The 19456-nt window shown below is 34.0% G+C and carries 26 protein-coding genes and 1 tRNA gene; 6 read left to right on the top strand and 21 right to left on the bottom strand.

What is annotated here, in order from left to right; translation table 11 throughout:
• Positions 1-46 precede the first annotated feature (46 nt).
• The 5 genes from galU to WCV66_RS12120 form a co-directional block, all read right to left on the bottom strand.
• Positions 47-928 carry a UTP--glucose-1-phosphate uridylyltransferase GalU gene (gene galU / locus WCV66_RS12140; protein WP_338789099.1) on the bottom strand — a complete coding sequence of 294 codons (882 nt, stop codon included), beginning with the start codon at positions 926-928 and terminating at the stop codon, positions 47-49.
• Positions 929-946: 18 nt separating this feature from the next.
• Positions 947-2770 carry a polysaccharide biosynthesis protein gene (locus WCV66_RS12135; protein WP_066335063.1) on the bottom strand — a complete coding sequence of 608 codons (1824 nt, stop codon included), beginning with the start codon at positions 2768-2770 and terminating at the stop codon, positions 947-949.
• A 16-nt stretch (positions 2771-2786) separates the two neighbouring features.
• On the bottom strand, positions 2787-2942 hold the full coding sequence (locus WCV66_RS12130) for a hypothetical protein (protein WP_157094428.1): 156 nt from the start codon (positions 2940-2942) through the stop codon (positions 2787-2789).
• A 233-nt stretch (positions 2943-3175) separates the two neighbouring features.
• A complete protein-coding gene (locus WCV66_RS12125; RefSeq protein ID WP_338789098.1) occupies positions 3176-3844 on the bottom strand; it encodes a CpsD/CapB family tyrosine-protein kinase in 669 nt (222 codons plus the stop codon).
• A complete protein-coding gene (locus tag WCV66_RS12120) occupies positions 3834-4574 on the bottom strand; it encodes a YveK family protein (protein ID WP_338789097.1) in 741 nt (246 codons plus the stop codon). The genes WCV66_RS12125 and WCV66_RS12120 overlap by 11 nt, the downstream gene beginning before the upstream one ends.
• A 543-nt stretch (positions 4575-5117) precedes the next feature.
• On the opposite strand from WCV66_RS12120, the gene WCV66_RS12115 reads away from it, so the two are divergent.
• Both WCV66_RS12115 and WCV66_RS12110 read left to right on the top strand, forming a co-directional pair.
• Positions 5118-5501 (top strand): XRE family transcriptional regulator, encoded by a 384-nt coding sequence (locus WCV66_RS12115; protein ID WP_066335058.1) that lies wholly within the window; start codon positions 5118-5120, stop codon positions 5499-5501.
• On the top strand, positions 5494-5631 hold the full coding sequence (locus tag WCV66_RS12110) for an anti-repressor SinI family protein (RefSeq protein WP_338789096.1): 138 nt from the start codon (positions 5494-5496) through the stop codon (positions 5629-5631). The genes WCV66_RS12115 and WCV66_RS12110 overlap by 8 nt, the downstream gene beginning before the upstream one ends.
• A 35-nt stretch (positions 5632-5666) precedes the next feature.
• Here WCV66_RS12110 and WCV66_RS12105 read toward each other — a convergent pair whose 3' ends face one another.
• Complete coding sequence (locus tag WCV66_RS12105; RefSeq protein ID WP_338789095.1) at positions 5667-6260, bottom strand: hypothetical protein; 594 nt, start codon at positions 6258-6260, stop codon at positions 5667-5669.
• Entirely contained in the window at positions 6257-6502 is a 246-nt protein-coding gene (locus tag WCV66_RS12100) for a hypothetical protein (RefSeq protein WP_338789094.1), read from the bottom strand. Before WCV66_RS12100 ends, WCV66_RS12105 begins: the two co-directional genes overlap by 4 nt.
• Before the next feature lie 175 nt (positions 6503-6677).
• On the opposite strand from WCV66_RS12100, the gene WCV66_RS12095 reads away from it, so the two are divergent.
• Positions 6678-6992, top strand: coding sequence for a DUF3889 domain-containing protein (locus WCV66_RS12095; protein ID WP_066335043.1), 315 nt, complete (start codon positions 6678-6680; stop codon positions 6990-6992).
• 198 nt (positions 6993-7190) lie between these two features.
• Here WCV66_RS12095 and WCV66_RS12090 read toward each other — a convergent pair whose 3' ends face one another.
• From WCV66_RS12090 to comGA, 9 genes are read right to left on the bottom strand one after another with little or no spacing between them, the layout of a single operon-like run.
• Positions 7191-7382, bottom strand: a complete 192-nt coding sequence (locus tag WCV66_RS12090; protein WP_066335042.1) for a YqzE family protein — start codon at positions 7380-7382, stop codon at positions 7191-7193.
• 54 nt (positions 7383-7436) lie between these two features.
• Positions 7437-7931: a shikimate kinase gene (locus WCV66_RS12085; protein ID WP_338789093.1), complete on the bottom strand. Its 495-nt coding sequence runs from the start codon at positions 7929-7931 to the stop codon at positions 7437-7439.
• Between the two features lie 43 nt (positions 7932-7974).
• Positions 7975-8355, bottom strand: a complete 381-nt coding sequence (comGG, locus tag WCV66_RS12080; protein WP_338789092.1) for a competence type IV pilus minor pilin ComGG — start codon at positions 8353-8355, stop codon at positions 7975-7977.
• Positions 8355-8759, bottom strand: coding sequence for a competence type IV pilus minor pilin ComGF (comGF, locus tag WCV66_RS12075; RefSeq protein WP_413789645.1), 405 nt, complete (start codon positions 8757-8759; stop codon positions 8355-8357). Before comGF ends, comGG begins: the two co-directional genes overlap by 1 nt.
• A gap of 19 nt (positions 8760-8778) precedes the next feature.
• Positions 8779-9105 (bottom strand): competence type IV pilus minor pilin ComGE, encoded by a 327-nt coding sequence (comGE, locus tag WCV66_RS12070; protein ID WP_338789089.1) that lies wholly within the window; start codon positions 9103-9105, stop codon positions 8779-8781.
• Positions 9092-9544, bottom strand: coding sequence for a competence type IV pilus minor pilin ComGD (gene comGD, locus WCV66_RS12065; RefSeq protein WP_185653617.1), 453 nt, complete (start codon positions 9542-9544; stop codon positions 9092-9094). Before comGD ends, comGE begins: the two co-directional genes overlap by 14 nt.
• A complete protein-coding gene (gene comGC / locus WCV66_RS12060) occupies positions 9519-9836 on the bottom strand; it encodes a competence type IV pilus major pilin ComGC (RefSeq protein WP_185653618.1) in 318 nt (105 codons plus the stop codon). The genes comGD and comGC overlap by 26 nt, the downstream gene beginning before the upstream one ends.
• 8 nt (positions 9837-9844) lie before the next feature.
• Positions 9845-10879 carry a competence type IV pilus assembly protein ComGB gene (gene comGB, locus WCV66_RS12055; RefSeq protein WP_338789088.1) on the bottom strand — a complete coding sequence of 345 codons (1035 nt, stop codon included), beginning with the start codon at positions 10877-10879 and terminating at the stop codon, positions 9845-9847.
• Positions 10869-11936 (bottom strand): competence type IV pilus ATPase ComGA, encoded by a 1068-nt coding sequence (gene comGA / locus WCV66_RS12050; RefSeq protein ID WP_185653620.1) that lies wholly within the window; start codon positions 11934-11936, stop codon positions 10869-10871. The genes comGB and comGA overlap by 11 nt, the downstream gene beginning before the upstream one ends.
• 265 nt (positions 11937-12201) lie before the next feature.
• On the opposite strand from comGA, the gene WCV66_RS12045 reads away from it, so the two are divergent.
• Positions 12202-12273 (top strand) — tRNA-Gln (locus tag WCV66_RS12045).
• Between the two features lie 308 nt (positions 12274-12581).
• The gene (locus tag WCV66_RS12040) at positions 12582-12830 is read left to right on the top strand and encodes a DUF2626 domain-containing protein (protein WP_066334907.1); all 249 of its coding nucleotides are present in this window, start codon (positions 12582-12584) and stop codon (positions 12828-12830) included.
• Between the two features lie 126 nt (positions 12831-12956).
• Here the strand turns inward: WCV66_RS12040 and WCV66_RS12035 are convergent, their stop codons facing one another.
• Positions 12957-13589, bottom strand: coding sequence for an MBL fold metallo-hydrolase (locus tag WCV66_RS12035; protein WP_338789087.1), 633 nt, complete (start codon positions 13587-13589; stop codon positions 12957-12959).
• 294 nt (positions 13590-13883) lie between these two features.
• Here WCV66_RS12035 and WCV66_RS12030 point away from each other — a divergent pair, with 294 nt between their 5' ends.
• Positions 13884-14057 carry a DUF2759 domain-containing protein gene (locus WCV66_RS12030; RefSeq protein WP_066334902.1) on the top strand — a complete coding sequence of 58 codons (174 nt, stop codon included), beginning with the start codon at positions 13884-13886 and terminating at the stop codon, positions 14055-14057.
• A 47-nt stretch (positions 14058-14104) separates the two neighbouring features.
• Here WCV66_RS12030 and WCV66_RS12025 read toward each other — a convergent pair whose 3' ends face one another.
• The 4 genes from WCV66_RS12025 to WCV66_RS12010 all read right to left on the bottom strand — a co-directional run bounded on the left by WCV66_RS12025 (position 14105) and on the right by WCV66_RS12010 (position 18946).
• A complete protein-coding gene (locus WCV66_RS12025) occupies positions 14105-14422 on the bottom strand; it encodes an MTH1187 family thiamine-binding protein (RefSeq protein ID WP_066334899.1) in 318 nt (105 codons plus the stop codon).
• Between the two features lie 16 nt (positions 14423-14438).
• Entirely contained in the window at positions 14439-15554 is a 1116-nt protein-coding gene (locus WCV66_RS12020; RefSeq protein ID WP_338789086.1) for a hypothetical protein, read from the bottom strand.
• 194 nt (positions 15555-15748) lie between these two features.
• On the bottom strand, positions 15749-16879 hold the full coding sequence (locus tag WCV66_RS12015) for a M14 family metallocarboxypeptidase (RefSeq protein WP_338789085.1): 1131 nt from the start codon (positions 16877-16879) through the stop codon (positions 15749-15751).
• 162 nt (positions 16880-17041) lie between these two features.
• Positions 17042-18946, bottom strand: coding sequence for an LTA synthase family protein (locus WCV66_RS12010; protein ID WP_338789084.1), 1905 nt, complete (start codon positions 18944-18946; stop codon positions 17042-17044).
• Positions 18947-19456: the final 510 nt, after the last annotated feature.

Genomic DNA, 19456 nt, shown 5'->3' with positions numbered 1-19456 from the left:
TCACCCTTTTTTGAAGTAAGAAAAAAACACCCGATATTAAATGGTGTTAAATTTCAGTCACTTCTTTTTCAATTACTTTATTCAAAAACTCTAGCAAGTCGTACTTTAAGTCCTCACGTTGTAAGGCAAGCTCAATTGTTGTTTGAATAAAGCCCATTTTCTCGCCAACATCATAGCGTTTGCCTTCAAAGTTATAAGCATAAATCGCTTCTAACTCGTTTAATGCAGCGATAGCATCTGTTAACTGAATTTCACCACCAGCACCTGGCTTTTGTTCAGCTAGCAAGTCGAAGATTTTTGGACTTAAAATATAACGTCCCATTATTGCTAGATTTGAAGGTGCTTCCTCTTGCTTTGGTTTTTCAACTAGATTGCTAACATTATAAAAACGCTCGCCTATTTCAAATCCATCTACAATGCCATAACGTGATACTTCTTCATCTTTCACATGCTGAACACCGATAATAGAAGCATTGTAGCGTTCATATTGCTCAATCATTTGCTTTAAGCATGGCTTCTCTGCTCTTACGATATCGTCTCCAAGTAAGACTGCAAAGGGTTCGTTGCCGATAAACTTACGCGCACACCATATTGCGTGACCTAATCCACGTGGTTCTTTTTGACGAATATAGTGGATATCAACTAGTTTTGACGCCTTTTGAACCTCGTTTAGCAGCTCAATCTTTCCTTTTTCCATTAATGTATGCTCTAGCTCAAACGAGTGATCAAAGTGATCCTCAATTGCGCGTTTTCCTTTTCCCGTTACAATAATGATATCTTCAATCCCTGATTCAACTGCTTCTTCGATAATGTATTGGATTGTTGGTTTATCAACGATCGGCAGCATTTCTTTTGGCATTGCTTTGGTTGCTGGTAAAAATCTTGTTCCTAATCCCGCTGCAGGGATGATGGCTTTTCTTACTTTCACCGACGACACTCTCCTCTATTAAACTGAGACTAATTTTTTCTGGTAAGGTACTCGTTCATTTGCTAGATCTAGTAATGTTTTTCTTAAATGATCTCGTTCTAAAGTCTTAAAGTTTTTAATAATATATTCAATTTCTTCTATATATAAATTAGATGTTTTACCAATGTAGATTTTTGGATAGATTTGTTCTTCATGAACCTCTTCTTTCTTTAAAAGCTCTTCGAAAAGCTTTTCGCCAGGTCTAATTCCAGAAAATTCAATCCCAATTTCATCAATATTATTTCCTGATAGTTTAATAAGGTTTTTAGCCAGATCGACGATTCTGACTGGGTCTCCCATATCAAGAACAAAGATTTCTCCGCCCTTTGCTAAAGCCCCGGCTTGAATAACTAGTCTTGAAGCTTCCGGGATTGTCATAAAGTATCGGACCATATCTGGATGTGTTACTGTAACCGGTCCGCCATTTTGGATTTGTCTCTTAAATAATGGGATGACACTGCCTCTACTTCCTAGGACATTCCCAAATCGAACTGCGACAAATCTTGTTGCACTCATTTGATCAAAGTGCTGAATAAGCATTTCAGCCAATCTCTTTGTCGAGCCCATGACACTTGTAGGATTTACGGCTTTATCTGTTGAGATCATCACGAATGTTTCAACACCATGAATACTTGAAGCCTGAGCAATATTTTTTGTACCAATGATATTGTTTTTTACTGCTTCTTCTGGGCTTCGCTCCATAAGTGGAACATGTTTATGTGCTGCTGCATGATACACAACATTCGGCTGATAGATAGTCATTACATTCAACAGTTTGTCATAATCCTGTAAATCAGCAATTTCAGTTATGATATCGATCTTAGTATCCTTGAAAGATTCCTTCATTTCCATTTCAATCGAATAAATACTGTTTTCACCATGTCCTAGCAACACCAGTGTTTTTGGGTTGAATTTTGAGATTTGCCTACAAATTTCTGATCCGATTGAACCACCAGCTCCTGTAACAAGTACAACTTTGTCTGTGACATATTCACAAATACTCGTCATATCAAGCTCGATTGCTTCCCGACCAAGAAGATCTTCAACTTGTACGTCACGAAATTGATTTACTGAGACTTTTCCAGTCATTAGGTCCTCAAGCATTGGAATCATTTGTGTTTTTGCAGTTGTTTTTGCACATTCTTTAAAGATTTGATTGAGCTGCTTTTTACTTAAAGAAGGAATTGCAATAACGATGTTTGCGATATTTAACTTTTTCGTTATCTGTTCAATTTGCTCGACTCCGCCCATAACTGGTATCCCAAGAATATCTAGCTTCTGTTTGTTTACATTATCATCGATAAATGCAACAGGTAGTAATTCACCATCATGATTATTTATTAGCTGTCTTGCTACCATCGTTCCGGCTGATCCTGCTCCTACGATAAGAGTTCGTTCCTTATTTATTGTCTGTTTTAAATACGTATCTCGGTAAATTCTCCAAAAGAAACGTGAGCCGCCGATCAGTAATAAATGTATCATCCATGTAATGGCCAGAATTCTGTAATCAACCTGGTTTTGTACAAGTTGCTGAACAATCCCAGTTAAAATAATGGTGTAGGTTATAACTTTAAATATACTTATCAATTCACCAATGCTGGCATATTCCCAAGCTTTTTTATAAAGCTTATAAATTAATGAAAATAGATGATGACCAAGTAATAACGTAATAGAAATAATAAACATTGGCATTGTTAAGGTTTGAAGATTTGGATTAATTAACTTTTGGCTAAAATAAATCGTTGATAAAACAATACCTGAATCTAATAGAATTAATAACCAGATCCGACTATGATAGGACACTCGTTTTCACTCCTTTCTAGTTTTGTGACGTTTTCTTTAGCATAACCATTCGTTTTTCAATAGCGTAATCTAATACTTTTTTAAATTGCTCAAGCTGATCAATAGAGGCATCTTGTTTTATGTAACGCACGAGCTTTTTCATGACCTTTGGAAATTGGTCAAACTCCTTCATGGTTTCAGCTCCTTCTATTAAAATGATTACTTATAAATCTCACAATCGAGATATATAAGTAATTATTTTAATAATGTGGGCATTTAACCCGCCCTCACACCATACTCTTGACGACAAAGCGTCTAAGGTATCTTTCAACCCACAGCACGGCCGAGTACCTCCATTGATAAAGGCTAGGAGATATCACCTATAATGCACAAGTAATTCTTAATAAAGAACAAAATATTAAAAAATTATTCTCGTTCGTTCAAGATAACTCCCAACACTTTTGCCCTAACTAAGTGTAACAATCGATTTGCTTCAGCTGCTTTCTCTCGATCTGATTTACCACTATTCAGGACTAAAACAACTCCATCACATTGGCCAGCTAATAATTTCGTATCTGTTGTTTCAAGGACTGGCGGACAATCAAAAATAATAACATCAAATTCTTCTTTTATATCCTTTATGAAAAAGCTCATTGCCTTTGATCCAATCAACTCTGTTGGATTAGGTGGAATTATGCCACTTGTTAATACCTCTAATCTTCCAATTTGAGTTTGGAATGTTGCTTCTTCTAATGGAACGCGCCCCATTAACACATCTGTTAAACCATAGGAATCCTTTAAGTTAAACGAAGTGTGAAGGGTGGGTCTACGTAAATTTGCATCAATAAGCAATACCCTTTCACCTTGTTGAGAAATTGATATCGCCAAATTAATAGCTGATGTTGTTTTTCCTTCTCCAGATGATGGTGAAGTAATAATGAGTGTTTTATGCTTTTGATCGATTGATGAAAATTGAATATTGGTTCTTATAGTCCGAAATTGTTCAGCTATTTGCGAACTAGGATTTGTGTAAGAGACAAAATGGCGTTTTGTCATTTCCTTAACAGACTTCTTTTTATTCAGATTAAGAACCAAGTGTCTCACTCCTATATTCGAATTTAGTTTGCTTTTTTTTCTTTTTTTGCATGTTTTTCTTTTTCATTTTAGATACTGAGCCTAACACTGGGATTCCTAGCAATTCCTCAACTTCATATTCTTTTCTCACACTATTATTTAATGAATCTAGTAAAAATGCTAAACCTATACCGACGACGATTCCACCTATAAATGAGATGATAATTGTTTTGTTCTGATCTTGATTAATTGGGATTGGTTCTTCTTTTGCTTTGGAAAGGAGCTTTACTTCTTTAAAATCCATAATAATCGGAATTTCCTCTTTATACGTTTCCGCTACTGAATTGGCAAGAATCGCTGCTTGCTTTGGATTTGAATCAAAGACAGTGATTGTTACAACCTGGGAATTTTCAATACTTCCTACACTTATCTTGCTACTTAATGCTTCAGGTGGGTAGGGCAAGTCTAATTTTTTTACTACCTTATCTAAAACTGTTGTATCTTGGATAATAACCTTTAACGTTGTAATTAAACTGCTATCTGCTCCAATAATGATTCTGGATGTGGATTGATACATAGGTGTGTAGGTAGCCATTGAGTAATACGTTCCTGCAGAAGTTGTAAGGATTGTAAGAAGAACGATGATCCACACATATCGTTTTAATACTTGAAGAACCTCTTTGAGATTGATTTCCTTTGCTTGCTTGTGTTCACTTAAATGTTTATCCTCAAGCTCATGAAAGCTAGACATTTCTATTCACCTACTCATTAAGATTTTATTCTTAATTAAGAACACAATAATTAACTAATATATATGTATTAATATTCTCAATTTGTTTTTTGTTCTATAAACTAGGATAGTTCACTATAAAGAACAAGTCAATATATTTCAAGAAAGATTTACAATTTTTATATAAATCTAATAAATGCTTAATAGTACTTCTTCCATGTATCAACCTTTATTTTTTATATGCTACTTTTACTAGTTAATTAATGCTCAATTATCATATTTATTTACTATCAAGATTATTACAGTATTATCAAATAACCTGTTCTTTAAAAAGATTCTTTATTGATTGTATCCTAAATAACTACTATAAATATATGCCAATTATACTATTTTTTAAAACACTGAAATTTACCGTATTTTCGTTAAAAAGAACACTTTCCCCTGATAATCTCCTTTTTTCTCTTATTCTCATATGATCTTGACATTTTATTAAGAACAAATTGTTTCATATAATGAATGGTGCAAGACTATATTCTGGTAATTGAGGATAAGGAGAACGTCTACATGGTTGGAGAACGTTTAAAGGAGTTGAGGCAGGAAAAGGGATATTCGATTAGTGAATTAGCTGAGTTAGCAGGAGTTTCGAAATCTTACTTAAGCTACATTGAACGAGATGTGCAAAAAAATCCCTCGCTTCAATTTTTAAGAAAGATTGCTTCAACTCTTGAGATAGATGTTGAAGTATTATTAGGTCCTTCTTCTTCTGAAATTAAATCAAGGGAGTTTGTTTTTGATGACGAATGGAGTCGTTTGTTAAACAAGGCGATTGAAGAAGGCATGAGCAAGAATGATTTCAGGGAATTCCGAGATTACTTGAAGTTTAGAAAGTGGAAGGAAACCAAAAGGCAAACAACAAACCTTATCCAGGAGGACAAGCTACATGAGTAAAGTGAAGGAAACAATTCAATTTAACCAGTTAGATCAAGAATGGATTGAATTAATGATGGAAGCAAAGAAGCTTGGATTGTCCTTTGATGAAATTAAACAGTTTCTTCACCGTGGTAATGATTGGAAGTAGCAAGAAGGCCGTCATCTGACGTCCTTCTTGCAATTCTATTCCTTTGAAACAGACACTTTGTAAACAAACACATCTTGATACAAATCAATTATTTCTTGGAATCTAGGATCATCCTCTTTTAATGTTCCGTTCATCAGTTTATTTCCATTATCTTCAATTGCCAAACCAATGATAATTTCCTCATTCAGTGTAAATGTAACTTCTTCTTCAAGCTTTTTGAAAAGTGAAGAGGCATTTACTTCTTCATATACACCATTTGAAACCATTGAATTAAACCCATTTTCATAAAGTACTATGGTCTTAAAGGTAAAACTTTTGTCTGTTTTTTCTTTTGTTATAACAATTGACTCCAATTTATTTTCTTCTAGGAAAGTATCTGCCATTTCTACAACATTTTCTTGTTTTACACCATCGTGATAATGTTCGACGATGATATTTAATAAATGCTCATTTGGAATTGACTTTACATCATAACCTAATACTTCTTGACCCATTATGCCCTCAAGCAATATCGTTTCTCTCTTTGAAAAATCTGTTGGGGAAATTTTCATTTCATCTAATGAAGTAATTTCCTCAGATGAACACGCTGTTAGAAATAGAATAGATACAATGATAAGAAGCTTCCTCAATCTCCCCCACCACCGCCTCCACCATCTCCACCTGAGTCGCCACCAAAACCACCAAATGAATCATTCGAATCATGATGATCCTGATCATGCCTATGATCTGAATCACCGATCATATAAGGTGGAACGAAAGTTGAATCCTGTTTTCTTGATTTTACGTTTTTCTTTCCCTTCATACTTACTACTATGCCAATTACAATAAAAAATAGTGTAATAAAAAAGATCGTAGAAATAAATGTAGCCATACTAATTCCCCCCTTAAAAATCTCTATTGATATAATATTATGATACCATCCAAACCTTTTACATGGTTGTACTTATTGTTGAGTTTATCTTATTTCTTATCTGCATAACACCTTGCAAACATGTATAGTTTTCATGATTATGGAAATAAATACATAACGAGGATGGTGTTTTTAGGTGAAAAAATGGATATTTCTTCTTACAATACTATACGGTTTAACAGCTACGCAGGTTTCATTTTCACCTGAAGTTCATGCTGTTTCCCAAAAAACATGGGAGGATGTCGCTGTCAATGAGACGAAAAAACGATATCCATTATCACAAGTATTGTTTTCACAGAAGATTTGGGACAAAGCAAAGAAGGATATAACAGTAAAACAATATCGCTTAACATTAAGAGAAGGTATGGAGGATTTTGCGGTTTACACAACAATAACCTTTGATTCTTCTTCTGGTGAAATAAAAAAGATCCAGGTTATACCTGAGGCATAAGTGAAACGAAGGGTTGACTTTTTAGATGATACACATTACGTGTAAAATTAAAAAGTCAGCCTTTTTCTATAGCTTCTTATAAGAATTAAAATACTAAATCACTTGATTAACGGGAATAAATGAAAGAATAATTTTGGGGTAATGTAACGTAAAAAACAGTACAATTTTCATTTAAGAAATTGTACTGTTCCGAAAAACTTATTTTTTCCGCTTATTCATAATTAGCTTAAGCGAAAAGGGAAGCACTCCAAGCCATCTATTGCTATAAAATGTTGAAGACGTTTCAACATGCTTTCGTTCTTCTCGTTGCTGTTTACGTGCTTCCTTTGGTGTGTCCATATACTTTACGATTTGTTGGGTTACATATTTAACATAATCATTTGTTGACAAGGTAAAAACACCTCTAACCTTTTGTTCTCACCTCTATTTATTACCATAAGTTAGTTATTTTAATCGTGAAATAATTTCATTCACAATTTCTTCAATCTCTTTATTCGAAGTGTCCACTGTGAATGAACAATCGTGGTAAAAAGCTACACGTGAATGGTATAAAGCATGAAGTTCGTCTTTTGTTTTCTTACTTGCTAAAGGACGATTTGTATCTGAGTGTACACGGTCATATATAATGTCAATGTCTGCATGCAATAAGATGATTTGTCCATTCTCTTTCATCAAAGCACGATTCTCATCTTTTATTACGATACCACCACCTGTTGTGATGATTACATCCTCAGTTGGAAGTTCTTTGAGCATCTCTGTTTCCGCATCACGAAAAAAGGTCTCTCCGTGCTGGTCAAAAATCTCCTTTATGGTCATATTTAACTTTTTTACAATTTGTTGGTCTGAATCTAGTACAGGTAGATTTAGTTTCTCTGCTAGTAGTTCACCTACTGTTGTTTTCCCCGCTCCCATAAATCCGGTTAAATAGATAGCCTTCAAAATAAATATCCTCCACGTTTTTCTTTATACAATAACACAATTGCTAATATTCAGACCATACAATCATTTCATTTTTTTTAAGATCATATTGAAAGCTCGCCGTATATTGTTTGTTTTTAGGTGATTCACAAGATATTTGTACTTCATAAACACTAGAGGTGATTTCGCTGATAACATATGTGAAGCTACCATTTATTGTGTTTGTAACAGTAGCTTCATTTATTTTTGCTGTTCTATTTTTAATTTCAAATAATGATTGATCTACAGCCAGCTGCATTAAGTTATCGAGTAGATAATATTGTTCTGTTTCGGAATAGAATTGCTTTTCACTAATAAGTGAAGTCGAGATGTGCGCAACAATTAACAAGCAAAATAGGACAATAACCATAGTTGTTGGAAAAATAAATCCTTTTTCGTTTCTCATTAAGTTGACCTTTCCTTAAAGGTTCGGAAAGTATGACGATAGTTCTTCCCTGCTATACTTTCTACAAATAGTTGAACGCCTAGGAGATCCTGTTGGAATTCAACATTTTTCACTTTTAATAAAAAGATTTCATGTCCTGTGCCATCAACTTGTCTGCGAATTAAGTTCTTATATTGACTAATTCTGACGGATTCTCCTAGCTTATTTTTAAAGGTTATTTCTGATTTATTAGCGGTAATGTTACTTGCTTCTTTCAAATCTTTATGTAATTGAATGACAAATAGTTCCCATTCATATGGCCTTAAATCTTCTGGATGTTGGGAATGCGAAAGTAAAAAGTGGAGAATGATTGTCAAAGTAGAGATGATGATCGAGTAGATAAAGAAGGAAAGAAGCAGATTCAAAAAGGTATAACCCCGTTCGTTATGAAACAAGAAAGCAAACTGATTTCGTTTTTTTGAACGAATTCGTCCAATACAAGCAAGCTCTTTTATACTTTTCTTCCTCCTCCCATGATAGATTGTATTGTACATCTTCCTGAACAAACTCTTCATTCACCATAGGAGCATTGTTATGTGCCACCTCTTGCGTTTTTTGATGAAGAATTTTATATGCCTTTAGGGATTCTTGAGTATTTATCCTCTCTTGTGTTAAGAGGACTAGCTGTGGAATGAGGATCGTGACAATTAAACTCCACATACTAAATGCAGCAATGGTTTCTGCAAAGGAAAATCCTTTACAATTTTTCAATTTTCATCCTCCCTTTTCCTAGATAAAAAATGACTTTATAGCTACTACCATTATATGTGATGAGCATTGTTCCACTTTTTTGTATAGATCCATTGCTATTAAAGGTTACTCGATTCTTTAAAGTTACACCTTCTATTTGAATTTTATGCTGATAATTACTACTTAACAAGGTTTTAGCTGATTCACCTGTTACGATCTTATATTGGTTTCTTTCAACTGCAAATAAGATATAAACAGGTTCGTCATTAACTAAAGCATATTGCTGTGCATACATCATATCTTTTTCAAATTGCTCCAAAAAGGTTTCGATCACTTTTTCATGATAAATTGGCACAATATTTACGATAAGCACAAAGCTCATAATGGTAACGATCGAAAGTACTAGAAGTGATTCTACAAGTGTAAATCCATTTTTATGGGGCTTCTGGTGCTGTTCCACCCTCAGTTACCTCACCAGTTGCAGATATTACAACACTATTCCCATTAGGACATACTGGTGTATCCCGTAAGTAACCTTCAGCTACAAGTTCAGCAACACTTGGTGTATTTGTGTTGTCGATCTCATAAGCTGTTGCTTGTGCCTGGACCATATTAATTAAACCATCACAGCCCTTTTCTTGAATGCTTGAATTATGCTTTGTCACATTAGGGATCGTGATTAATAAGAGTACAGAAATAACCAATAAAACAATTAGCATTTCGATTAGGGTAAAACCTTTTTGATTTTTCATTTTTCCTCCTAAATATTTTCCATCATTTTGTACATTGGTAGTAGCATGGATAAATAAACAAATAAAACGACAATCCCGACAAAGGCATAAATAGTCGGTTGAATGATTGTCATAGCTTTGACGATTTTTTGTTCAAGTTTTTCTATAACAAATTGACTATACATATATAGCTCCCTTGCCAGCTGTCCATTAGCTTGTCCGTGTAAGATAACAAGGGCAAGCTCCTTCTCATAAAAGCCTCGATTTTCAATAATTTGATTAAGTTTTGCCCCTGATTTTAACCGTTCAATTAAATGGCTTGCTTCAACTCGATAAAATGGCAAAATATTTTGATTTTCGAATATTTTTAAGCTTTCAAATGTCGACATTCCTCCTCTCAAAAGATTGCTAAGCTGTAGAGCAAAGAAATAGCTATGAAACATAATAAAGGTATTTTTTACAATTGGAATTTTGATTAAAGTTTTCATTTGCTCATCAATTGGTTTCTTCTTATAGATGAGTAAATAATAGAGAAGAATTGCGATCGCCAAAGTTAATCCACCAAACCCGGTCCACTTTAATACTGAGAATACAAACAATAGAAATACCGAAAAGAAGGATGCTTCTATATTCATTGAATCGTAAAGCTGCTGAAATTGTGGCGTAATAACGGATTGAACGATTGATAGGATCATAATAACTGTTATGATAAGAAAGAGTGGATATCGAAGTATTTTAGACAGTTTTTCTAGGTGGGTCATTTTTTTATGGAGAATTTCGCTGCTTTCTCTTAAAGCAAATTCCATATCACCGTGCTGCTCGGCAAAATAAAGATAACTTATGACGTCACGATGAAAATGTAAATTGGTTAAGGCTTTTCGAAATGAATGTCCTGAAGAAAGCTGTTCTAAGCAAGTTGATAAGTCTCCTTGTTTGCTCCCTGTTTCATTTACGTACAGGAAATTCAATGCCTCATTCAAGGTATAACCCTTTTCAAGCATACTACTTAATCTTTTTAAAAGAATTGCTTGATCCTTTAAGCTCCATTTTTGGTTAATCTTCATATCGAAACACCCAGCGGTCATATGAATTAGGATATAGGTATCCAAGTGCAATGCCTTTTTTGATCACATCCTTTAACATTGGATATGAATATGCTGAAACTTCTCCCTTTGCTTCCTTTACAACGGCTGTAAGGTTTTTACCATAAAGCAATTCATATACACTTAAACGTCTTTTTTTCCTTAATTTCTTACAAAAAGGAGAACATTCACCTTCACAAAATGGGCACTTAAGTTGTACGAGGCGCTGAGCTGAAACTGCGATCAATGTTTGTTCAATTTCAGATAGACTTACATCAAATTCAAGTAGCCTGTATATCGCACCCTTTGCATCTCTTGTATGCATTGTAGAGAGAACTAAATGGCCTGTTAGACTAGCTCTAATCGCAATCTGGGCTGTTTCACGATCTCGAATTTCACCAACCATTATTATATCCGGGTCGTGTCTTAAAATTGCCTTTAAACCTGCAGCGTAGGTAATTCCAGCTTTTTCATTAACTTGAACTTGCAGTACTTCTGCACTTTTTGTTTCAACTGGGTCTTCTAGCGTAATAATATTTCGGTTAAAATGACGCTTTGCATAGTGGATAAGTGAATATAAAGTGGTTGTCTTACCTGAGCCGGTTGGACCGGTAAATACCATTAACCCGTGAGAATGGTTTAAAATTGAGAGCAATTTGTTTGTTGTAGCAGGAAATAAGGATAATTGTGTAATTGGTGGAATTTTCTCTTGAGGTAAAATTCGGATAACAAGGCTTTCCTCATGAATGGTAGGTAGTGTTGATAACCTGAGATGCACATTAATATTTGTTGTTGAGATAGATAGTGCTCCGTTTTGTGGTCGTCTCCTTTCGCCAATATCCATTGAAGCAAGAAATTTCAAATGAGAAATAATTCGCTCACATATCTCTTTTTTCATCGAGTGTTTTTCGATTAAGTCGTCATCTACCCTAAAATGAATTAACGTTTCTTGTTCTTTTGGAACAATGTGTATATCTGAAGCACGTAATGCACAGGCTTCTTCTATTAGTCGTTCACTCAGCTGTTCTATGGTTTGCATGTCTTCTACTCCCTTCCCTACTTCTTCTCATGTAAGAACATTGTATAAAATGTCCAGCAGAAAATCACATTAGGAAAATGGAATTTTGTATTTTAAGTTATTCTATTTTCATCAACACATTATTAAAAATTCACATGAAAATTAGATGAATTTTGTTTTGAAAAGGAAAAATTCGTACATAATACAAAATGTTGTTACATACCATTTGATTTGCCAGAAGCTCTTTATCTATTTTTAATTTTTTACTAAGTACGCTTATTATTAATGGGCTATAGCCAAGCGGTAAGGCAACGGACTTTGACTCCGTCATGCGTTGGTTCGAATCCAGCTAGCCCAGCTATTAAAGAGTCATCTGTCGCTTTCGCAGATGACTTTTTTCATTAGTTGTTATCCATCAAATATTGAATATTTCTTTACAAGAGGTTTTTCTTTATTACTTTGTAGAAGGTATACTGTAAACGCTATTTACAAGTATGTAAAAGGTACATTATAATAATTAGAGTGATGGACTTGTATACACGAGTATGATTTGTCAAAAGCTATCATTATGAAGATGTAATTTGTAAATCACATCATTTTGATTTTGAACCTGTATGACAGGGCATTAATACAGCTTGTGGCAAAGCCAACAAAGGAGGGATACATATGGATCGTATGTTTCGAGTATTAGGTTTCTGGACAGGAATCTTCGCTGTTATGTTTTATCTTGGTGACATGAAGACTACTTCCTTACTATTTTTCGGGCAAACTGGGTTTTTCGTCTTTTTATCTTACTTAAAATTATCCGAGCGCATGTACATTTATATCTTTGGTGCTTACTTAACGGTTTTCTTTGTCGGATTTACGTATTGGACAACATTTATGATGATTCCTGGTCAAAGCGTTGGACACTAATTACTAAAAAACAGGTAGCCCCTTCTTGGGACTACCTGTTTTTTCATGCAAAGGGTGATTGCAACTACATTTGTCAAAGAAGTATTATAAAAATACACGATTTCCTTTGTTAGATGTATTTTCTATTTAAAACCCATTCAAAAACGGATTTCTCTCCATTTCCAATTCAATAGTCGTTTCAGGACCATGACCTGATAATACGAGGGTGTCCTCAGGTAGAGTAAGTAGTTTATCATGAATGCTTTTAATTAATTGGTTTTGATTTCCTCCTGGTAAATCTGTTCTCCCTATGCTTCCTGCAAATAATGCGTCTCCAGAAAAGACTATTCCCGCTTCTGCAGCGTAAAACGAGATACTTCCTGGTGAATGACCAGGGGTTTCATATACCTGTAATGAAAAATTTCCAATTGTTAGTGTACCTTCACTTTTAATTAATTCATCAGCTGCAGATACTTTCACAGCTCCTGCCATAAAAAATTGCGAGCCATTTAATGATGGATCAGTTAGCCAATCCTTTTCATTTTTATGTACATATACAGGTACCTTCCACTTATTACGAATATCATCGACCGCTCCTATATGATCAAAGTGAGCGTGTGTTAGTAAAATAGCTACTGGCTTTAGGTGTTGCTGTTGCAAGATGTTTGTCAGCTTGTTCGCATCCCCGCCTGGGTCGATTATTAAGCACTCTTTCTCTTCATTCGAATAAATATAACAATTTGTTTGAAGAGGTCCTAATGGTAATTGTCTCCACTTCATCTATATACCTCCAAGTTTTATTCAATAACTATTATTTTACACTATTCTTTTGTAATAGGATATCTTGATATCCATGATTGAACTTTATTCAAAATGGTCATGCTAAAATCAAATTGATTAGTAAAGTACCGTGAATTTTCCATAATTAATTACATTTTGTCTTTCACTATATGGAAAATAAACTCGACAAACGTCTTGAAACCGATTAAAATATTAGAAGGACTTGTTTGTATCTTGTACATTTACTAAGCGATACAATGAAAATGATCTACATAGAGTAAGGGGGCTTTTTTAATGGGCTTAGTTATTATTTTCGGACTTGTTACCATTCTTGCAATTTTTGGCTTTATTCGTTCACTTAAAGAAAAGAACCTTCTTGGTGCTTTCTTTGCGTTTGGTACTTTAGCTGTATTCGGATGGTTTGCAGTCATGACTGTCTTACATCACGGTTTCCCAACTGCACACTAAAGTATAATGTAAACAACCCCTTAGCATAATTGCTAAGGGGTTTTAAATTATTCTTCTGTTATATGCTTCTGTACACTTTCAAGCTTACCCACCATAGTTGTTTTTTTATCGCGTCGATCGTCTATACGGATATTTGTAGCTACTCTTTGTATTCCTTTATTGAAAGGAGCTTCATGGATCGCAGTTATTACCTCAAATAGAGTAGGTAGCTCCCCTTCAATGATTGTGTTCATAGGTGTTAACTGAAATTTAATTTTACCTTCATTTTCAAATGATTTTAATATTTGCTGAATGTCTGCTACATACTCGCTAACGCTTGGATTATTTGTCCCTACTGGGATTACTGTTACATCTACTATTGCCACCTTAAATACTTCCCTTCTAATTCAATTTAACTAGTTCTTTAATTGCTTTATCTTCTATATGAATTATATGTTCATATCTAGCACCATATAATGCGTACTCCCCGTTCGGTGAAAGCTTAAACGGTAAATTTTCAATAGTTTCAATAATCGTTTGCTTTTCTTGTGTTTCAAGATTAAAAGAGATTAGAGAAAAAGATGTTTTTGCTTCATTTACTTCAAACATATAAAATATATTTTCCTTGCTATCCATATCATGATAAGGAATAGACCATTCTGAATACAACGCAACTAATCTTGTAGGCATTTCCGTTAGTTTACTTTTACTTTTCAAATCATAAAACCGTACGACAGCTGTACCATTATCATCTACTAACTCAAATGTAGACATTACCTGATTAAAATTTGAGTTTGACACTACACCATTCGCAAGCTGTGTTTCCTTTTGGTTTTCAATATTGTAAATATATAGGGGAGCAGTTATTGATGGAGTTTCTTGATCCCACTTCAAATAAGATATTTCCTTATCGTTAAGCCATTGGATAAATGGAAAATCAACCGGATTCTTTGTGATATCATTCTCATCAACATTTAGCATATATGTTTGAAATGTCCAATCTTCACTGAAACTAGAAATAAAAAGCTGATTATGGTTAATTTGGTTCCATGTGTACTGTAGCTCGTATGATTCTATCTTTGTACTGAATTTCAGCTTTCCATCAGTATCCAAAATAGTCAATTCTGCCTCATAGCTTGAGGGACTAGTATGTACAAAGAAAAGGGTATGATTAGCATTTGCTTCAAATTGTACAATCGGTGCTTGTGATTCAAAAAATAAGGAGGATTTCCCTGTAAATAAGTTATATGTATGTATTTCAGAACCATCTACATCATTAGTGATATAAAGTAGAGTTTCATTATCTTTCCAATCAGCAACAGAATGAAATAAGCTTTCGTTTATTTCTAGCGGAATTTTCGCTTCTTTTTCAAAAGATTGATTTACTGACTTTTCTTCAGGTTGAAGTTCCCGCATTGATGAAAGCTCTTTTTTTTGGTCTGGTTGATGAGATGGATTACAGCCTGCACCAAGAAGTAGGCTTAACATAAGTAATGATATAATTTTAATTAATCTCATCAACTCTCTTTTCACCCCGTCTCTTATGTAATATTTTATTTATATTAATTCTATTCGTATCATTTGAAAAAATACTCTCTATTAGTCATACGTTTTTAAAGAAGATTTTGTTTCACTTTTCAAGGGGATTTTTCATATAAAACTAATTTCAGAAAGGTATTGGTGAATGCCAACACCTTTATTTGAATTTCCCGTTACATATATAATGCTGATAAAAAAATACCTTTACTTTTCAGATAGATCTCATCAAATTGTGAAAATGGTAATGGATTTTGCCCAAATCCTAATTCAACTGTATAACCCGGCTTTCTCCAGTCATTTACATACCAATCACGGAAACCTGCATGGCTATCAATATCTCGAACAGCCTTATAACCACTTAACCTCTCGAATTCATTCACAATGCGTCCTGCCTCTTCAGGCTCCTTTCTAAGGTAGCCCCAATATATTTCCTCACCCTGTGTATGAAATGCAAGCACACGGTCAAAATCACGTCTTTTAACTAGGTCAGCAAGTGCAATGGCTTCAGGTTCTGTTAAAGGTGCATCTCCAGGATAATCACGTGGCGATGGAGATTTTGGAACTTTACGTTCTTTTTCAATTTCCCAATTAACAGGATACTGGTTATTAAGATCAATTCCCCTGATATTCGCTTTCCATTGAGAAAAATCAAGACTTTCGTCATTCATTTTATAAAGAGAAGCTTTATATTCCGAGTGATTTGGCACGCCATTTAGGACAAGATCCACACCATCAGGGTTTACCATTGGGACAAATGAAAGTGTCGTATCTTTATATAAAGATAAACAATCATGCCCTGCAAATTGTTCACCTTTGACTAACGCTCCCAAGTAGTCTGAAAGCCAGTGCATCATAATGCTAGTTGTGATCCATTCATTAGCATGAAAGGAACCATTCATATGGACTTTTTTATGTCCCTTGCCGATTGTTAATTCAATGAGTGGGCTACCTAGAACACTATGCCCAATAATCTCTTTTTTAACAAATGGATACATTTTAAGTAAGAGATCGATGTCTTTATATAAGCTCTCTGAATCATAGGGCTTCTTTGTATAAAGAATTGTATCACGTTGACTGTTTTCATGCACCCTTGGTAATGATTTGTTCATAAGTTCTACAAATTCACTGTTTTCAAGCACTAACTTACAATTATAAGGAATGTTTAACTGTGCATTCGCTTCAATAATATCTGTTTCGAACTTTTTATTTACATTGCTATCAATTATTAATTCCTTTTTAATCTCTAAATGTTTTGCAAGCAAATTCAACGAAATTTCTTTCTTTGTACGAATGATTGTCATCATATTATCCTCCTCAAGCCCATTTATTACTAGCTTATGTAGAAGGAATTAGATTGTTATTATGAAACGAAGATTCATTTAATTATCTAGAATCAAAAAAAGCTGACTCGGCAAGACATTCCCCTGAGGTGGGGAATGGTCCTTTTCTCGAGTCAGCTTTATTAGCTAATTTTTTTCAGTTGTTGTATTTTCTGATTCTGCATCAACAGCTTCGGTTTCTTTACCATAGAACCGTAGAAGGTCTCCATATATTATTTCATCTGAGTAGTTAAGCTCTTGCTTAGCTTTCTCCATATATGGTTCACATATAGCTTGATCTGCTTCTTCACCTGTAGCCTTGTCATAACAAACACCACGTGTGTAGACGTTATTTTCTGTTATAAAGCTTCCGTCCCTTAATACAGTAAATGAAAGCTTTTCATCAGAGAATACATCTGTTCCAAACTGAATTTGTTCACTAGTATCAATACCAAGTAGGCTCATAATTGTTGGTCTGATATCGATTTGGCCAGCAACTTTTGAGATAGTTTGTGGCTCTTTATCAGTGACACCAGGAATATGAACAATAAATGGTACTCGTTGTAATTGAATTGTTTCAAAAGGAGTAATTTCTTTACCCAAGAATTTTTCCATAGCTACATTATGGTTCTCGGAAATTCCATAGTGATCACCATATAAGATGATAATTGAGTTTTCGTATACGTCTGTTTCCTTTAACTTTTCAAAGAATTGTTTAATGGATTCGTCCATATAACGTACAGTTGGAATATATTGATTTAATGTTTTACTGTTTGAATCAAATTCATCAATCAATTTATCCTCTTCACCTAATTCAAATGGGAAGTGGTTTGTTAATGTAATTAGTCTTGTATAGAAAGGTTGTGGAAGATTATCAATATGCTGTACAGATTGCTCCATAAAGTCTTTATCTTTTAAACCCCAACCAATGGAGTTCTCTTCAGTTACTTCATAATCATTCACATCAAAGAAACGATCGTAACCAAGTGTATTATACATAATGTCACGGTTCCAGAAACTTTTATTATTGGCATGGAAAATTGTTGAATAGTATCCATAATCCTTTAAAAGCTCAGGAGTTGCAGTGTATTCATTGCCACTGTTTGTGAAATATACAGCTCCACGACCTAATGGATACAACGAGTTATCCACGATAAACTCTGAGTCAGATGTTTTCCCTTGACCAGTTTGATGATAAAAGTTTTCAAAATAATAACTTTCATTAATTAAGTCATTTAAAAACGGAGTGATTTCTTCCCCATTTATTTTTTCGTTAATAACAAAGCTCTGTAATGATTCTAACGATAGTAAAATGACGTTTCGTCCTTCAGCAACTCCATTTAAGTCCTTTGAAGGTTCTTTACGGTTTGCATTCACATAGTTTTCAATTTCAGTTAGGCTATTGCTGTCAGCTAAAGCACGTTGAGCAGATGTCTTCGATTGTAAAAATGCATCATAAATATGAAAGTTATATACACTAATATTTTTCACTAGCATTTCACGGTCAAATGAACGTGTTAATAATTGTGGGCGCTCTGTTTCTGCAAGCCCTAAGTTAAAGAAAAATACAGCTGCAACTAATAAGAAATATGCAGATCTTTCTTTGCGTGTTAATTGTGAAGAAGTCTTAAACGTTGGCTTTTTTAATAACCAGAATAATATTGCAATGTCAACAAACATTAATATATCTGTCGGTAAAAATAAACCACTAATACTACTTCCTAAATCTCCCATATTGCTTGTCTGAAATAAAACGGGAATTGTTAAGAAATCGTTAAAGAAACGATAGAACACCATATTCGCTAATAAAAGGACTGTTACAAATATACTTGCGCCAAATATATAGCGGTTTCTATTCTTTTCTTTCATAAATAACCCGATTCCAAAAATTAGCAGCAAGAAACTTAATGGGTTAATGAATAGGATAACTTCTTGTGTGAAGTTTTCAATTTTGATATCAAAGCTAGTTTTATAGACAATGTATGTTTTTATCCACATAAATAACGTTGCTAAAAGTAAAAATGAAATTTTAGAAAAAGATTTCTTACGCATACATTTACCTCCTCATCCCTTGGGACAATCGCGCTTTTTATATCTCTAATATTTTTCCATTTATTAGGTTGAAAATGAAACAGCTAAAACATATCTTAATACTTCTTTTACAAAAAATCAATCCTTTTTAATATTGTACTAACAATAGCCTGATAGAATTATAATGTTTAGCTTATTCTTTTTACCCTATTATTAGACGTATGAAACGTCAAAAAGTTTCGTTTATATTAAAGTTTAAATATTCCGAATAATCCTTCTCTAATTTAAGGAATGTACAAGCGTCCTGCTCAGCTCTAGGAAAAGGAAGTAGATGTTCTTTTGCAGTGAACTCATGTTTACATTCACACGTGTTCTCGGTATATCCAAAAAACTCATCCATTATCAATAAAAAAGAGCACTCCATTTTAGAGGCTCCTCCTTATTATCCCGGATTTTAAATTGTTTATTTAGACTCTTTTCTAAAAGTTTATTGTTTTTTAAACTCCTGAAGCCATTCTAGGCTAAATCTGG

Origin of the sequence: Metabacillus rhizosphaerae (assembly GCF_037201795.1) — a bacterium.
In the GTDB taxonomy this organism is placed as follows: Bacteria; Bacillota; Bacilli; order Bacillales; family Bacillaceae; genus Metabacillus; species Metabacillus rhizosphaerae.
Note: the sequence above shows the minus strand (reverse complement) of the source record. Positions and strands in the feature narration are given on the sequence as shown.

Excerpts from the sequence above, each read along its gene's own strand:
- WCV66_RS12130 (WP_157094428.1), bottom strand. The coding sequence starts at position 2,942 with ATGAAGGAGTTTGACCAATTTCCAAAGGTCATGAAAAAGCTCGTGCGT.
- WCV66_RS12120 (WP_338789097.1), bottom strand. The coding sequence starts at position 4,574 with ATGTCTAGCTTTCATGAGCTTGAGGATAAACATTTAAGTGAACACAAG.
- WCV66_RS12115 (WP_066335058.1), top strand. The coding sequence starts at position 5,118 with ATGGTTGGAGAACGTTTAAAGGAGTTGAGGCAGGAAAAGGGATATTCG.
- WCV66_RS12110 (WP_338789096.1), top strand. The coding sequence starts at position 5,494 with ATGAGTAAAGTGAAGGAAACAATTCAATTTAACCAGTTAGATCAAGAA.
- WCV66_RS12100 (WP_338789094.1), bottom strand. The coding sequence starts at position 6,502 with ATGGCTACATTTATTTCTACGATCTTTTTTATTACACTATTTTTTATT.
- comGG (WP_338789092.1), bottom strand. The coding sequence starts at position 8,355 with ATGAGAAACGAAAAAGGATTTATTTTTCCAACAACTATGGTTATTGTC.
- comGC (WP_185653618.1), bottom strand. The coding sequence starts at position 9,836 with ATGAAAAATCAAAAAGGTTTTACCCTAATCGAAATGCTAATTGTTTTA.
- comGB (WP_338789088.1), bottom strand. The coding sequence starts at position 10,879 with ATGAAGATTAACCAAAAATGGAGCTTAAAGGATCAAGCAATTCTTTTA.
- comGA (WP_185653620.1), bottom strand. The coding sequence starts at position 11,936 with ATGCAAACCATAGAACAGCTGAGTGAACGACTAATAGAAGAAGCCTGT.
- WCV66_RS12040 (WP_066334907.1), top strand. The coding sequence starts at position 12,582 with ATGGATCGTATGTTTCGAGTATTAGGTTTCTGGACAGGAATCTTCGCT.
- WCV66_RS12035 (WP_338789087.1), bottom strand. The coding sequence starts at position 13,589 with ATGAAGTGGAGACAATTACCATTAGGACCTCTTCAAACAAATTGTTAT.
- WCV66_RS12030 (WP_066334902.1), top strand. The coding sequence starts at position 13,884 with ATGGGCTTAGTTATTATTTTCGGACTTGTTACCATTCTTGCAATTTTT.
- WCV66_RS12020 (WP_338789086.1), bottom strand. The coding sequence starts at position 15,554 with ATGAGATTAATTAAAATTATATCATTACTTATGTTAAGCCTACTTCTT.
- WCV66_RS12015 (WP_338789085.1), bottom strand. The coding sequence starts at position 16,879 with ATGATGACAATCATTCGTACAAAGAAAGAAATTTCGTTGAATTTGCTT.
- WCV66_RS12010 (WP_338789084.1), bottom strand. The coding sequence starts at position 18,946 with ATGCGTAAGAAATCTTTTTCTAAAATTTCATTTTTACTTTTAGCAACG.